Source organism: Listeria costaricensis (genome assembly GCF_900183385.1).
Classification (GTDB): domain Bacteria; phylum Bacillota; class Bacilli; order Lactobacillales; family Listeriaceae; genus Listeria; species Listeria costaricensis.
This window is the reverse complement of the sequence record NZ_FXUT01000005.1, coordinates 88,561-103,043: the sequence shown is the minus strand read 5'-3', so window position 1 is coordinate 103,043 and position 14,483 is coordinate 88,561. Positions and strand designations below refer to the sequence as shown.

Here is a 14,483-nt window from a genome sequence, read left to right as displayed (position 1 = left end):
GTGAATGATTCGTTAAATTTGCAAAAATTTTCTAAATTGCTGGGTGCGAAACTGGGCATACGAGATTTTCCGGTTGTTGATGATTGGAATATGTTATTTTCTATTATCAAAGAACAGCTTGGAGACAAACATTTAGTCATTGTCATTGACGAGTATCCATATGCGGCATCGGCGAATAAGTCGCTTAATTCAATTTTGCAGCATGTGATTGATTATGATTTTAAAAATACGAACATTTTCCTCATTCTTTGCGGGTCATCAATGAGCTTTATGGAAAATCAAGTATTGGGGGAGAAGAGTCCACTATTTGGTAGACGAACAGGGCAATTGAAAATTAATCCATTAGATTACTATGATGCAGCAAGATTTTATCCAAGTGCGAGCAATGAAGATAAAATAAGATACTATGCCTGCGTGGGGGGGACTCCTTACTACCTTTCCTTAATCAATCAGGATTTGAGTTTTGAAGAGAACTTGCGTGAACTTTATTTTGAAATTAATGGATATTTATTAAATGAAGGGATCCTATTGATGAGGCAGGAATTTAGAGAGCCGGCCAACTACAATGCGGTTTTACAAGCAATTGCTAGCGGTTCCAATACCCTGAGTGAAATTGTAAACTTCACAAAACTTGAAAGTAGCTTGATTTCAAAATATCTGCTCACTTTGCAGGAATTGAATTATATTGAGCGGGTTATTCCGTTTGGTTCAAATCCTTTAAAAGGGAAAATCAGTCAGTACCAAATTACAGAAAACTTCATCGCTTTTTGGTATCGTTATGTATTCTCAATAAAGAGTGAAATTGAACGAGGGAATGGGGATGTTTATTCAGCTTTAGCACTTGATGATTTGTCGGACTTTATTGGTCCGGTATTTGAAGAGGTGACGCGTCAATATTTGCGAAGACTTAACGCGCAGGGAGAGCTTCCATTTATTGCGAAATCTTTTGGTAAATGGTGGGGGAAAGATAAGAGTGGCAATGTTCAGGAGCTAGACGTGGTTGTTGAATCTGTTACAGGTAAGGAGCTACTGATTGGTGAATGTAAGTGGCGAAATTCATTTAAAGTGAATAAGACTTTAGAAGTTTTGAATGAGCGGGCATCGTACTTTGATAAGTATACAACGCATAAGTATCTTTTTACAAAAAATTTAGTTGAAGATGTGGAGAACTCGAGTGTTATCCATGTTTCGGTGGATGATTATTTTAAGTAATGATGACAGGAACAGTTGTATATGTAATAAGTAAGAGCTAAATGAAGCAAGTGTTATTGCAATATGTGATAATAATCATTACAATATTGAAGAATATAAGGTGGTTTACCCAAAAACTGAATGACTGATGGTGTAGCAGAAGGATGGCAAGTATGCAAGCAAAATGGCTAGAACAAATTGAAAAAACGAATACTTTTGATGAACTAATGCCCCTTTTCTGTAGTTGGTTGGATACCATGGGATTTCGTTATATAAAGTCGGGGAGTACTATAGATGTACCAGCGTATTTGAGGGACAGGTATGGCGATTTGCCAAACGATTATTTGGCGTTTTTTCACCTTTTCTCAACTTGTGAAAATGATGCGCAAACAGCTTGGTTTTTGACGCAGGATTGCTATCTGGTACAGGAAGAAACGGCTTTTTCTTATTGTGAGTTTGAGCAGATTTCGCTTAACGGCTGTTTGAATAAAAAAGATGCATTGAAAGTAAAAGCTTTTTGGAATGCGCATTTTCCCATCTATATGAGTTTGCACAATGGTTACGCGTATTACGGGATGTGTGTAGAAACTGGGGAGATTGTATGCGGATATGAACCAATGTTTGAAGAGCCGGAAGTTGTGGCGGACTCATTTCTGGAATTTTTGAAAAAAGTATTGCTTGGGGAAATTATTCTCTAGGAACTACAGGTAAAGGGGCTGAAAGGAGAATGGATATGGAAATCATAAAGCCAATAAAAATCCCTATTGTGGCGGATTTCGTCTTAAGTCCTGAAGTGGTCTATGGCGAACGGACAGGGATTTATTTTATCACGCGAGAGGATCGATACGGGCGAATTACTTTTGAAAACTTGGATGCGATCAAAATTTGTCGTGGGGAAATTCTGCCTTATGCATTTGATTATTCTTTGGCGGAGCAGGGAACATGGGTATTTCAGGTGGAAAATTCCACTTGGCAAAAGGAACGTTTTGATTATGAAAAAAAGCATTACGAAGGCGCATATGAGTTTGGCGGGAACGTCCGGGACATGTTGACGGATTTCAAGCATTACTTGTTTTCCTTTCATGATCAATTTGTCGAAGTGATTGCGCGCGGGTTTTGGTTTGAGGAAGCGGAGCAGTCTTTACTTGGAAAAGGGCTGACTGATGGGCATCCATTTTTACCGTTACCAGCGGAAAATGCGGAAATCATGACCGTGCAATCATTAAATATGCAGATTAGAAGAAATCCTGAGATGGTGGAAAACTTGATTAGAAATGCACAGTTTTGCAGCCAAAAGATTTTTGAATTTGCCTTGATGCTTGACGAGAAGGCGAGTGTCAATCATACGGTCACATTATCCTATAAAGAGGGCCAATTGGTCAGCACTCTAAAAGGATATTTCGGAGGTCAGGAGGCCGAATTTGCTGGCATAGCTGATTTAGAACAGGTTCAACCATTTTTGGAGAAATACATGAAGGAAGTATCAGAGCGCAGGCATCAAATGGGAAAATAATTTGCAGAGGGTATAGCAGGTCCTTTTCAGAAAGATGAATGAAGTCTTGGAAAATGAGTAAAGGGCAGGACTGGTAGATTTTTTAAGAAGAAAAAATAGTAGAGGATCATAGACGGCTGTCTGATTGTAGCAGCTGTCTTTTTTTATTGAAATAACTTCCTTCGTTAACCTGTTACCCAAAATGTAACGGGTTACAGCTTGAAACGGTTCGTTGCGAAACCGCTGAAAAGGGTATTTTTTTCGAGGGACTTGTAATATGATGAGCATGTGGCAAGGAAATACTCGAGTATGCCCAAGCAATGAACCATAATTTAATGAGGTGAAAACATGACTTGGCAAAAAGATTTTATTGATACAAAAGATTTCTCGAAAGAACAAATCCTGTTCATGATTGAATTAGGCAGAAAAATGAAAGCGTCAATCAAAAAAGGACATTATCCACAGATTTTGAAACATAAAACGCTCGGGATGATTTTTGAACAGTCTTCTACTCGGACGCGTGTCTCTTTTGAAACGGCGATGACACAGCTTGGCGGGCACGCGCAGTACTTGGCGCCTGGGCAAATTCAACTTGGCGGGCATGAATCGGTTGGCGATACGTCTCGTGTTCTTTCTCGACTGGTCGACATTTTGATGGCTCGTGTGGAACGGCATCATACGGTGGTTGAACTCGCTGAAACGGCCTCGATTCCTGTTATTAACGGTATGAGTGACTACAATCACCCAACGCAAGAACTTGGGGATGCCATTACGATGTTTGAACATTTGCCGGCTGGTAAGAAAATTGAGGATTGCAAAATCGTTTTTGTGGGGGATGCGACGCAGGTTTGTGCTTCTACCATGTTCATGGCGACGAAACTGGGGATGGATTTCGTTCAATTTGGTCCTAAAGGCTTCCAGCTTCGTGAAGAACATTTGAAAATTGCAGAAGAAAATTGTCGGGTTTCTGGCGGTAGCTGCTTAGTAACGGAAGATGCTGATGTGGCGCTAAAAGATGCTGATTTTATCTATACGGATGTTTGGTACGGCCTCTATGAAGCGGAACTTTCTGAGGAAGAACGGATGAATGTTTTCTATCCAAAATATCAAGTTAATGCGGATTTGATCAAAAAAGCAGCACCGCATGTGAAATTTATGCACTGTCTGCCAGCCACTCGTGGTGAAGAAGTGACGGACGAAGTGCTTGACGCGGATTACTCGGTTGTTTTAGATGAAGCGGAAAATCGTTTGACGGCCATGCGTGCACTGCTTGTTTACTTCATGCTTCCAAGTTTGCGCGAGGAGTCAGCAGCATTACACGAATATATTGACGGGGAACTGGCCGTGTTCTTGAAAGATGCACCAGGAATCGCGTAACTGGTATAGGAGGAGGAGACGAGGCGTGAATCGCTTTTTTCCTCCCCCACTTAAAAAGGAGTGGGCAATTTGAAAAAGAAAAAGTTTCGTTTATTTGATGCTGTACTCATGGCCGTTTGTGTCATTTTAGTAGTAGAATCGGCGGCACCGGCTGCTGCCATCGGTCCTTCACAATTTTTCTGGTGGATCGCGCTTCTTATCTTGTTTTTCCTGCCATATGGTATGATTTCTGCTGAACTGGGAACGACCTATGATGATGAAGGCGGGATTTATGATTGGGTTAAACGAGCATTCGGCGGCAAATGGGGCGCGCGTGTTGCTTGGCTTTACTGGATTAACTATCCGATTTGGATGGCGAGTTTGGCTGTTCTATTTGTGGAAGTATTTACACAGATTTTTGAGCTTAATTTCAGTACGCCGCTTTCGATTGCAATTCAGCTGATTTTTGTTTGGCTGGTCGTTTTTATCAGTTGCTTCCCTGTCAGTGAAAGTAAATGGGTGCTGAATATAGCGGCATTTTGTAAGGTGTTTATCATGCTGAGTCTTGGTGGACTGGGAATTTATTTTGCGGCAACAAAGGGGCTTGCAAATGATTTTTCTGGAACAGCACTGCTACCAAGTTTTGATGCGGAAAGTTTGTCCTATATTTCGATTATCCTCTTTAACTTCCTTGGCTTTGAAGTGGTGACTACGATGGCAAGCGACATGGAGAATCCAAAACGGCAAATTCCTCAGGCGCTGATCTGGGGGGGCGTTTTGATTGCCTTCTTCTACCTGCTAGCAGCGTTCGGGATGGGCGCAGCGATTCCAACGAGTGAACTTTCAACTTCGGGTGGCTTGATTGATAGCTTTATAATGTTAGTCGGTTCGATTAATCCTTTTGTGATTATTATTGGTTTGATGTTCATGTTTACGTTGATGGCCAACTTGATTTCTTGGGCGCTTGGTGTGAATTATGTGGCACTTTATGCGGCTAAAAATCATGACCTGCCTGGAATTTTTGGAAAAGCAAATCCGAAAAATGATATGCCGACGGGGGCGAGCGTTTTAAATGGTATCGTGGCTTCTGCCTTGGTGATTGTAGCACCGATTATTCCAAATGAAGATATTTTCTGGGCATTCTTTGCACTGAATGTTGTGGCATTACTAGGTTCTTACATTATGATGTTCCCGGCTTTCTTAAAACTTCGGAAAATTGATCCAGATCGTGAACGTCCGTTTAAAGTGCCTGGTGGAAAAGTATTCCTTTCGATTATTACTATTGTTCCAATGATCTTGCTAGTGATTACATTGATTTTCTCTGCAGTACCGCTTAATACTTCGGCAGCCGAGCTTAGTGAAAAAATTCCGATTTTGATTGGAACGGTTGCCTGTGTGATTATTGGTGAAATATGTATTACAGTTGCTGGAAAAAAGAAAAAGAAAGCGAGTGTTCTAAATGAAAACAATCGATAGTTCTCCAAAAAAAGATGGATTCCGTATGCCTGGCGAATTTGAAAAACATACAGGTTGTTATATTTTATGGCCTGAACGTCCTGACAACTGGCGTTTCGGTGGTAAACCGGCTCAAAAAGTGTTTGTAGATGTCGCGTCTGCCATTTCAAAATTTGAGCAAGTGACGGTTGGGGCAAGTCCTGAACAGTATGTCAATGCGCGCTATATGCTTCCTGATGAGGTGCGGGTTGTTGAGATTGATAGCGATGACTCGTGGGTACGTGATTGCGGGCCGACTTTTGTGAAAAATGACAATGGCGAGCTGCGCGGTGTGGACTGGTCCTTCAATGCGTGGGGCGGTCTTGTTGATGGCCTGTACTTCCCTTGGGATAAAGACGATCAAGTGGCACAAAAAATTTGTGAGCTAGAAAATCGTGATCGGTACCGGTTGGCTGATTTTGTTTTAGAAGGCGGCTCGATTCATGTGGACGGCGAAGGAACGCTGATCACAACAGAAGAATGTCTGCTTTCAGAAGGCCGTAATTCTCAGCTTTCCAAAGAACAGATTGAACAAGTGCTGAAAGAATATCTCAATTTGGAAAAAATCATTTGGTTGAAACGCGGGATTTATTTGGATGAAACAAATGGTCATGTCGATAATATTTTGAACTATGTACGTCCGGGTGTTGTGGCGCTAGCATGGACGGATGATCAAAATGATCCGCAATATGAAATCTCGAAGGAATGTCTCGATATTTTGGAAAATGAAACGGATGCAAAAGGTCGGAAGCTGGAAATTCATAAAATCCATGTGCCAAAACCAATTTTGATTACGAAAGAAGAAAGTGAAGGCGTCGATGCGGTGGACGGTACCTTGCCGCGTATGGAAGGTGACCGCTTGGCAGCAAGCTATATCAACTACTATACAGCAAATGGCGGCGTGATTTTCCCACTCTTCGGCGATCCAAAAGATGAAGAAGCGAAGCAAAAGCTGGCTGAGCTTTATCCGGAAAGAGAGATTGTCGGTGTTCCAGCGCGTGAAATTTTACTTGGCGGCGGCAATATTCACTGTATTACGCAGCAGGTTCCGAAGGCTTAAGGAGGAGAACGGGCGATGACAAAAAGAAAAATCGTGGTGGCACTCGGCGGAAATGCGATTCTTTCAAATGATGCCAGTGCAAGCGCGCAACAAGAAGCACTCAAAAAAACTGCTCGACATTTGGCGGCATTTATCAAAAATGGGGACGAGCTGATTATTTCTCACGGCAATGGTCCACAGGTCGGCAATCTGCTGCTTCAGCAAGAGGCGGGCAATTCGATGAAAAATCCAGCAATGCCGCTCGATACTTGTGTGGCAATGACGCAGGGAAGTATCGGCTACTGGCTGCAAAAGGCGCTCGATGAGGTGTTGGTGGAAGAGGGGATTCAAAAAGAGGCGATTGCGCTTGTGACACAAGTGGTCGTTTCACCGGATGATCCGGCTTTTAAAGAACCAACGAAGCCGATCGGTCCATTTTTGACAAAAGAAGAAGCTCAGGCAGAAGCCGCTCTATCTGGTGCTGTGTTTAAAGAAGATGCTGGACGAGGTTACCGGAAAGTGGTTCCGTCGCCCAAGCCGATTTCGATCAAAGAGCATCAGGCGATCCGTACGTTGATCGATAGTGGTGTGATCGTGGTTGCTGCTGGTGGTGGCGGGATTTCCGTTGTAGAAGAGGCTGGTCAGCTCCGCGGCGTGGAAGCTGTGATCGACAAGGATTTTGCTTCTGAAAAACTGGCGGAACTGGTCGATGCGGATTTACTGATCATTTTAACAGCGGTCGATCATGTGGCCATCCATTTCAATCAGCCGGATGAGAAGAAGCTGGGGCATGTGACGGTCCGTGAAATTGAAGGCTATATGGAAGCTGGCGAATTCGCAAAAGGAAGTATGTTGCCGAAAATCGAAGCGGCAAAGGCTTTTGTGGAATTCAAACCGGAAGCTAAAGCGATCATTACGTCGCTGGAAAATATTAGCCAATTGATCGAAGAAGAAGCAGGAACCGTTTTGACACTGCAATAAAAATGGGCAAAATTCGGGTTTCGTGCTCGAATTTTGCCATTTCTAGTATATAATAGTGGAGAAAACTACTTTTTGGGGAGAGGAATTCACGGGATGATACGTTTAAGCGGTACGCCAAAAGAAGATGGATTTTATATGCCGGGAGAGTTTGAGCCGCATGCCGGTTGCTTGATGATATGGCCGGAGCGCCCGGACAATTGGCGGCTTGGCGGGAAGCCGGCGCAGAAAAGTTATGCGAAAGTGGCTGAAGCGATTGCCGATTTTGAACCTGTCACAATGCTGGTATCAGAAAAGCAGTATCAAAATGCCAGAAGTATGCTCCAAAGTCGGATCCGCGTGGTGGAGATGAGCAATAATGACGCTTGGATTAGAGATTATGGCCCTAGTTTTTTGCTGAATAAGCAAGGGACGATGCGGGGGATTGACTGGCGTTTTAATGCGTGGGGCGGTCTTTTGGATGGGCTGTATTTCCCTTGGGAGAAAGATGATCAAATGGCGGTCAAAATTTGCGAATTGGAAGAGATCGATTATTATTCACTGCCAGACTTTATTTTAGAAGGATGCTCCATTCATGTGGACGGGGAAGGAACCCTCGTGACAACAGAAGAGTGCCTGCTTTCTGAGGGGCGAAATGGGCAGCTGTCGAAAGCGGCGATTGAAGCGACTTTAAAAGACTATTTCAATGTGCAGAAGGTGATCTGGCTGAAGCATGGTTTTTATTTAGATGAAACGAATGGTCATGTGGACAATATTTTTAACTTTGTGGCACCTGGTGTGGCCGTTCTTGCATGGACTGATGATAAAAGCGATCCGCAATATGCCATTTCAAGGGAATGTCTGTCTATTTTGGAGCGGGAAAAGGATGCAAAAGGGCGCCATATTCAAGTGCATAAATTAGTGACGCCTAAGCAAGTACATATAACGCAAGAAGAAAGCGAGGGGGTAGAAGCGATCAATGGGACTTTTCCCAGACAGCCCGGCGATCGATTAGCTGCGTCTTATGTGAATTATTATACTGCCGATGGGGCGATTATTTTTCCTTTGTTCGATGATCCAATGGACGATGCGGCACGTGAAGTTTTGGCCAGTTTATATCCTGATCGGCAAATTGTCGGTATGCAGGCACGCGAAATTCTGCTTGGCGGCGGAAATATCCACTGTATCACGCAGCATATTCCCAAACATCAGAATCCGGCTCGATAAAAGGAGAATCTATCATGGACTTTTTTGAAATATCCAGCAAAAATATCGCCACCTTGACGCGCAATGAACGCATCCTTTTCGATTATGTCGTGAAAAATATGAATGAAATCAAAAATCAAAGTATCCGGGAAGTATCCGCTGAATGCTTTGTTTCGACGACGACTTTTTTACGTTTTGTTCGCAAGCTTGGGTTTACGGGATATAGTGAATTTACGACAGTGCTTAAATTTACCCTTCTTGGAAAAGTGGAAGAAAAACCGTCGCCCTTTGTTGTGGATCAGAAAGATTATCGGGAAGAATACTTGAAAAATATTATTGAGTCGGTGCGCGTTTTGGAGCCCTCCAAACTGACGCAGATCACGCGAAAGCTAATGTACCGGCCTCGTGTTTATATTTTTGCCAAAGGACTCAGCAAACATGCGGCGCAGTATATTCGATATTTATACACGATGAGTGGCTTTATGGTGGAATTTCCGGAAGATTATCAGTATCGGCAAGCGGTTCTGCCGCATATTCGCAAGGAAGATCTGGTGTTTATTCTCACATATGGCGGGCATGATATCGAGCTGATTCAAACCGCTCAAAAATTGCGCAGCAGGAAACAGCCGCCCATGTTGATTTCCATCACTGGGGCGGATAATAATATTATTCAAAATTTAAGCGATATCAATTTGTATATTTTTACAGATGAAATCGAGCTGGATAATTTGGATATCACATCGCGAATTTCAACGATCGCCATTATGGAACTGATTCTTTATCAATATATGGAGGATCAGCATCCAAAAGAATAAAAAAAGCTCACAGTGATTAGCTGCGAGCAGAAAGGTTCGGTGTTTGTAGCAAAGCGATAATTTGATCGGCGAGTTCATCTTGTGTGGACTGATCTGTATTGATAATAAAATCCGCACAGGCTTGATAATGCGGAATGCGTGGTTCAAAAATCGCTTGAATTTCTTCTTTGGATTTCGATTGAACAAGTGGACGGCTGGTATCGCCTTCCAAACGTTTGAGGAATACATGCGGATCCGTTTCAAGGTAAACAACGGGTGCCGGATGTGTGACAAGAACTTCTCGATTGAGCGGATTCAATATAATACCGCCGCCAGTCGCAATAATTGCACTTGTTTCAGCCAGCTCTTTCAGTTTTTCATGTTCAAGCTCCCGAAAGCGCGTTTCACCAAAGCGGGCAAATATTTCTGTTACTGGCATGCCTTGTTCCCGGACGATTTCTTCGTCAATATCCAGATAAGGCAGGCCTGTTTTGTGTGCCAGGGCTTCTCCGACAGTCGTTTTGCCAGCCCCCATGAAACCAATCAGTATGACTTTTTCGATGATAGTCTCCTCCTTTTTGTTTTATCGCTTAAAAGTATTAAAGTAATTATAGCACACTCGAATGAAACGTCAATGAATTTTTTCTATTATAACGCGCTTCAATTCTTTAAGCAAATAAAGCGAAAACGAATTTTTTCTCATTTTTAGCCTTTCTTTGTGTAGTGAAACCGTGTACAATGGAAGTATCAAGTGAGAAGAAGGGACGACTTATGGATTTAGAAAAGTTGGAACAAAGTACATATAAGATTTTTGTGAATCGCCGTTTGATTTTTTCTAACCTGTGTTTGTGGGCGGCGCTGGGGATCCTCATTTTTTTAGCGTTTAGCCATATTAGAGGAATTAATGATATGGAAAAATGGATTTTAGGCATCTTTTTGATGGGAACATGTGTTATTCGCCCGGGTGCTCAGCTGCTAAATGTCATGCCAACAATCGAGCTTTCCGAAAAAGGCGTCAGCTATCGGGGCGATTTTGAAAGCTACGAGGCCATTACAGCGCTTGAAATCGTCCAACCGCGCATGCCGCTTTTTACGCAAGGACGTTTGGTGCTGTACACGGAAATCGCAGGCAAGCAGGAGGTTGCATTTGATATTTGGGCAATGGATTCCGCTGATAGTTTGGAAAACCTGCAGGATTCGATCATTCAGGCAGCTGCGCGTTTCGGCGGGACGGAGCTGAGGGCAACCCACTTGCATCATGTTTCGCTATAGCCATAAACGTGTAAAAAAACATTAATTGGAGGCCGAAAGTGGATTTTTTTCTGATCTGCTTTCGGTTTTTTTGTAAGATACGACTATAGGCTATGGTCAAATAGGTAAAACTCAGGTAAAATAGGCAAAAAGTGATTAAAGGAGCGTAAATATGGAACCAGTGCTGAAAGCGAAAAAAATACGGAAAGTTTATGGTTCAAAAGGAAATATTTTTCCAGCACTTGGCAGTATTTCAATGGAAGTCTATCCGGGGGAGTTCGTCGGTGTGATGGGGCCATCAGGAGCCGGGAAATCGACCCTATTAAATGTGCTGTCCTCGATTGACAAGCCGACAAGCGGGGAGATTGAAATTGGCGGTCGCCTTTTATCCAAAATGACGGAAAAAGAAGTGGCTTTATTTCGGCGGAACATGCTGGGATTTATTTTTCAAGATTATAATCTGTTAGATATGATGACGCTGAAGGATAATATTGTGCTGCCGCTTGTGTTAAATAAAGTGCCAGTCGAAGAAATTAACCAAAAATTTATGACACTTGCCAAACAATTTGGCCTGTATGATTTGCGCAATAAGTATCCAACTGAACTTTCCGGCGGGCAGCGGCAACGGACGGCTGTTTGCAGATCGCTGATTACAGAACCAGAGCTGATTTTTGCTGATGAGCCGACAGGAGCGCTTGACTCAAAGGCGGCGACGAATTTGCTGGACAGTTTGACGGCGGCGAAGGAAGAGCGGAATGCGACGATTTTGATGGTTACGCATGACACATTTGCAGCCAGCTATTGCGAACGAATTTTGTTTATCAAAGATGGGGAGATTTTTACCGAAATTTATCGCGGGAAAATGAATCGAAAGCAGTTTTTCAATAAAATTCTGGAAGTGTTAGTCATGCTTGGCGGTGATCTTGATGACCCTCTTTAAGATTGCCTATCATTCGATGAGCCGGAATCTCAGCCAATATTTGATCTATTTTATCTCGGTTGTTGTCTCCGTTGTGATATTCTTTACGTTTATGACGCTGGCCAACTATCCATTGATCGATCAGATTTTTAAAAAATGGGAGCTGTACGGTTCGGCACTCTTTTTTGCCGCGGCGCTACTACTTGCGCTCTTCGTAGTGTTTTTTATTTTTTATTCCAATAGCTATTTTATTAAACGGCGGAAACGGGAAATTGGGATGTATTCGCTGCTCGGTCTGCGTAAAATTCAAATTTCGCTGTTGCTATTTTTTGAGAATATTCTGCTCTATCTGCTGGCTCTTATTTCTGGGATATTAGCCGGGATCTTTTTTTCAAAGTTGTTTACGATGCTACTGTTTTGGGTGGTGGATCTCCATGTGAACACCCGAATCGTGATCTCGGGAAAGGCCATTTTAGCCACCGCTATGGTTTTTCTGGGGATCATGCTGCTGGTTTCACTGTACAATCTGATTTTTATTTTTAGAAGCAGTCTGATCAGTCTTTTTCAAAAGGAGGTTGCTGAAAAGAAAAATCCACGCGGGTCGCTGATTTTATCCATTGTCGGATTAGGACTGATCGGTTTTGGGTATTATCTCGCTTGTCAGCCGATTGTCGGCGGTTTCTGGTCAAAACTTGGCGGCTCTGAAACAATGATCCTTATTCTGTCCTGCGTGATTCTGGGGACATGGGTGGTGATTCGTTACGGGGTGCCGGCGATCATTCGTTTTTGCTATTTGAATGATCCGACGTATTATCGCGGTGTTAATATGCTCGTGCTGTCTTCCTTGCGATACAGAATCAAGCATAATGCCAATACGCTGGCGATGATTGCGATCTTGAGTGCCGCGACGATGACGATCATTGCTGGCATGAGCAGTTTGTATTATCCGGTACTGGATAAAGTTCGAAAGGATAACCCCGTCAGCTATCAGTTTTTAAACCTTTCCGATGTGAAAGAAAAAAAAGTGGATGATGCGCTGCGTTCTTCTACCGACCACAATCTTCTTTATAAAACGCATAGTGAGTATATTAAATTAGGTCTGGAGGATGACAATGTACGTGTCCCGAGTGGTTATTGGACCAACCACGCCAATTTTTCAGTGATCAGCATGAATGAATTTAATCGGTTGAATGATATTGAGGGCGGGATGAACGCAAAGATTAAGTCGATTGCTGATCATGAAGCGGTGTTGATCAGTCAATATGAGCATCAAGCGGAAGAAGATGGAAAAGTAGATTATCAAAAAATCCCTTATACGCTGGTAGACAAAAATAATCAACCGCTCTTTACTTTTAAGATAACCGATTTCCGAGATTACTCGCTTTATAATGATAACTATGGGCTGGCTGCTATCGTGGTCAATAATAAAACGTATGAAATGTTGAAAAAGACGCAACAGCCGGAACGGATTACAAGTTATGATGTGACAAATGAAGATCGGGCGGAAGATTTGACGTACACTTTACAAGCCATTGTAGATGGAAAACCTAATTTTTGGTCAGAAAATATTTCCAGTTACTATGCCAATTACCATATGTTTTCTATTTATATGGGAACTTTCCTTTACATTGGGACTTTTATCGGGATTATTTTCTTTATGGCAACGGGAAGTATCATTTATTTTAAACAAATTACAGAAGCCGTTGAGGAGCGTGACAAGTTTCAAACACTGCTGAAACTCGGGCTCACAAAGCGGGAATTAAAAATAACCGTTGCCAGACAGCTGATTCCCATGTTTGCCATTCCGCTGATACTTGGGCTTTCACATAGTTTAATGGCGATGGTCGATCTCAGTATCAATTTTGAATATGAAATTAAAACGCCTGTCTTAGTGGTATTTACGGTATATTGCCTGTTATACGGCATCTATTACTGGCTCTGCATTCACAATTACACAAAAATCGTGCTGCGAAATCGTCCTTAGCTTTTCAAGTGGCTGTTTTTCAGCTAAAATAGAAGCAGAAGGAATTTGGAGGAATAAAGATGGTCAAAGTATACATTGTTGAAGATGATTTGGTGATTCGCGATACGATCAAAAAGCATCTGGCCAAATGGGGCTTTGATGTACGTCCCGTGAATGACTTCAGTAATATTTTAAATGAATTTCTTGAATTTGAACCGCAGCTGATTATTTTGGATGTCAATTTGCCTAATTTTGACGGCTTTTACTGGTGCAATCAAATCCGGGAAGTTTCAAATGTACCAATTATTTTTCTGTCTTCGCGCAATTCGCGGATGGATCAGATTATGGGCATGAACATGGGGGCCGACTATTATATTGAAAAGCCGGTCGACTTGGATGTTTTGATGGCGCGGATTAATGCGCTTCTCAGACGGACTTATTCCTATGCGGATTTAGAAGAGCCGAATATTATCGAGCATAACAATGTCTTTTTGCATATCGACACCAACATGCTCACTTATTTAGATGAAAAGGTAGAATTGACAAAAAATGAGTTTCTAATTTTGTATGAACTGATGAAACAAAAAGGCAGCATTGTCAGTCGTGAAGAAATCATGCGCGTGCTTTGGGAAGATGAAAGCTTTGTGGATGACAACACGCTGACAGTCAATGTCGTACGGATCCGCAAAAAACTGGCAGAGATTGGTTTGCAGGATTTTATTAAAACAAAAAAAGGTCAGGGCTACATGATTGAATAGTCATGCAGGAAGCGCTCGTTTTTCTTTCCAGTAAAGAAAGAAGCGCTTCCTGTTTTTCTAGAT

At 42.4% G+C, this 14,483-nt stretch carries 14 protein-coding genes; 13 read left to right on the top strand and 1 reads right to left on the bottom strand.

Translation table 11 applies throughout. The annotated features are described in order from the left end of the window. From CS921_RS04740 to CS921_RS04700, 9 genes are all read left to right on the top strand, one after another. Window positions 1–1,212, top strand: a 1,212-nt coding sequence (locus CS921_RS04740; RefSeq protein WP_162921695.1) for an ATP-binding protein, incomplete at its 5' end; no start/stop codon positions are given. A gap of 152 nt (window positions 1,213–1,364) precedes the next feature. Then, window positions 1,365–1,889, top strand: a complete 525-nt coding sequence (locus CS921_RS04735) for an SMI1/KNR4 family protein (protein ID WP_099221911.1) — start codon at window positions 1,365–1,367, stop codon at window positions 1,887–1,889. Window positions 1,890–1,924: 35 nt separating this feature from the next. Next, entirely contained in the window at window positions 1,925–2,704 is a 780-nt protein-coding gene (locus CS921_RS04730; RefSeq protein ID WP_099221910.1) for a hypothetical protein, read from the top strand. 327 nt (window positions 2,705–3,031) lie between these two features. Continuing rightward, window positions 3,032–4,060, top strand: coding sequence for a putrescine carbamoyltransferase (gene ptcA / locus CS921_RS04725; protein ID WP_099221909.1), 1,029 nt, complete (start codon window positions 3,032–3,034; stop codon window positions 4,058–4,060). Window positions 4,061–4,129: 69 nt separating this feature from the next. Beyond that, on the top strand, window positions 4,130–5,515 hold the full coding sequence (locus tag CS921_RS04720) for an APC family permease (RefSeq protein WP_099221908.1): 1,386 nt from the start codon (window positions 4,130–4,132) through the stop codon (window positions 5,513–5,515). Continuing rightward, on the top strand, window positions 5,499–6,593 hold the full coding sequence (gene aguA, locus CS921_RS04715; RefSeq protein WP_099221907.1) for an agmatine deiminase: 1,095 nt from the start codon (window positions 5,499–5,501) through the stop codon (window positions 6,591–6,593). The genes CS921_RS04720 and aguA (CS921_RS04715) overlap by 17 nt, the downstream gene beginning before the upstream one ends. Window positions 6,594–6,608: 15 nt before the next feature. Beyond that, window positions 6,609–7,553 (top strand): carbamate kinase, encoded by a 945-nt coding sequence (arcC, locus tag CS921_RS04710; RefSeq protein WP_099221906.1) that lies wholly within the window; start codon window positions 6,609–6,611, stop codon window positions 7,551–7,553. A gap of 93 nt (window positions 7,554–7,646) precedes the next feature. Beyond that, window positions 7,647–8,756, top strand: a complete 1,110-nt coding sequence (aguA, locus tag CS921_RS04705) for an agmatine deiminase (protein WP_099221905.1) — start codon at window positions 7,647–7,649, stop codon at window positions 8,754–8,756. A 14-nt stretch (window positions 8,757–8,770) separates the two neighbouring features. After that, a complete protein-coding gene (locus tag CS921_RS04700) occupies window positions 8,771–9,550 on the top strand; it encodes a MurR/RpiR family transcriptional regulator (RefSeq protein WP_099221904.1) in 780 nt (259 codons plus the stop codon). A gap of 16 nt (window positions 9,551–9,566) precedes the next feature. Here the strand turns inward: CS921_RS04700 and CS921_RS04695 are convergent, their stop codons facing one another. Then, on the bottom strand, window positions 9,567–10,076 hold the full coding sequence (locus tag CS921_RS04695) for a shikimate kinase (protein WP_338037316.1): 510 nt from the start codon (window positions 10,074–10,076) through the stop codon (window positions 9,567–9,569). Window positions 10,077–10,438: 362 nt separating this feature from the next. Here CS921_RS04695 and CS921_RS04690 point away from each other — a divergent pair, with 362 nt between their 5' ends. The 4 genes from CS921_RS04690 to CS921_RS04675 all read left to right on the top strand — a co-directional run bounded on the left by CS921_RS04690 (window position 10,439) and on the right by CS921_RS04675 (window position 14,420). After that, on the top strand, window positions 10,439–10,801 hold the full coding sequence (locus CS921_RS04690; protein WP_162921694.1) for a hypothetical protein: 363 nt from the start codon (window positions 10,439–10,441) through the stop codon (window positions 10,799–10,801). Between the two features lie 151 nt (window positions 10,802–10,952). Further along, window positions 10,953–11,720, top strand: coding sequence for an ABC transporter ATP-binding protein (locus CS921_RS04685; RefSeq protein ID WP_099221901.1), 768 nt, complete (start codon window positions 10,953–10,955; stop codon window positions 11,718–11,720). Beyond that, window positions 11,707–13,683: an ABC transporter permease gene (locus tag CS921_RS04680; RefSeq protein ID WP_099221900.1), complete on the top strand. Its 1,977-nt coding sequence runs from the start codon at window positions 11,707–11,709 to the stop codon at window positions 13,681–13,683. Before CS921_RS04685 ends, CS921_RS04680 begins: the two co-directional genes overlap by 14 nt. A 59-nt stretch (window positions 13,684–13,742) precedes the next feature. Beyond that, on the top strand, window positions 13,743–14,420 hold the full coding sequence (locus tag CS921_RS04675) for a response regulator transcription factor (protein WP_099221899.1): 678 nt from the start codon (window positions 13,743–13,745) through the stop codon (window positions 14,418–14,420). The last annotated feature ends 63 nt before the right edge of the window (window positions 14,421–14,483 follow it).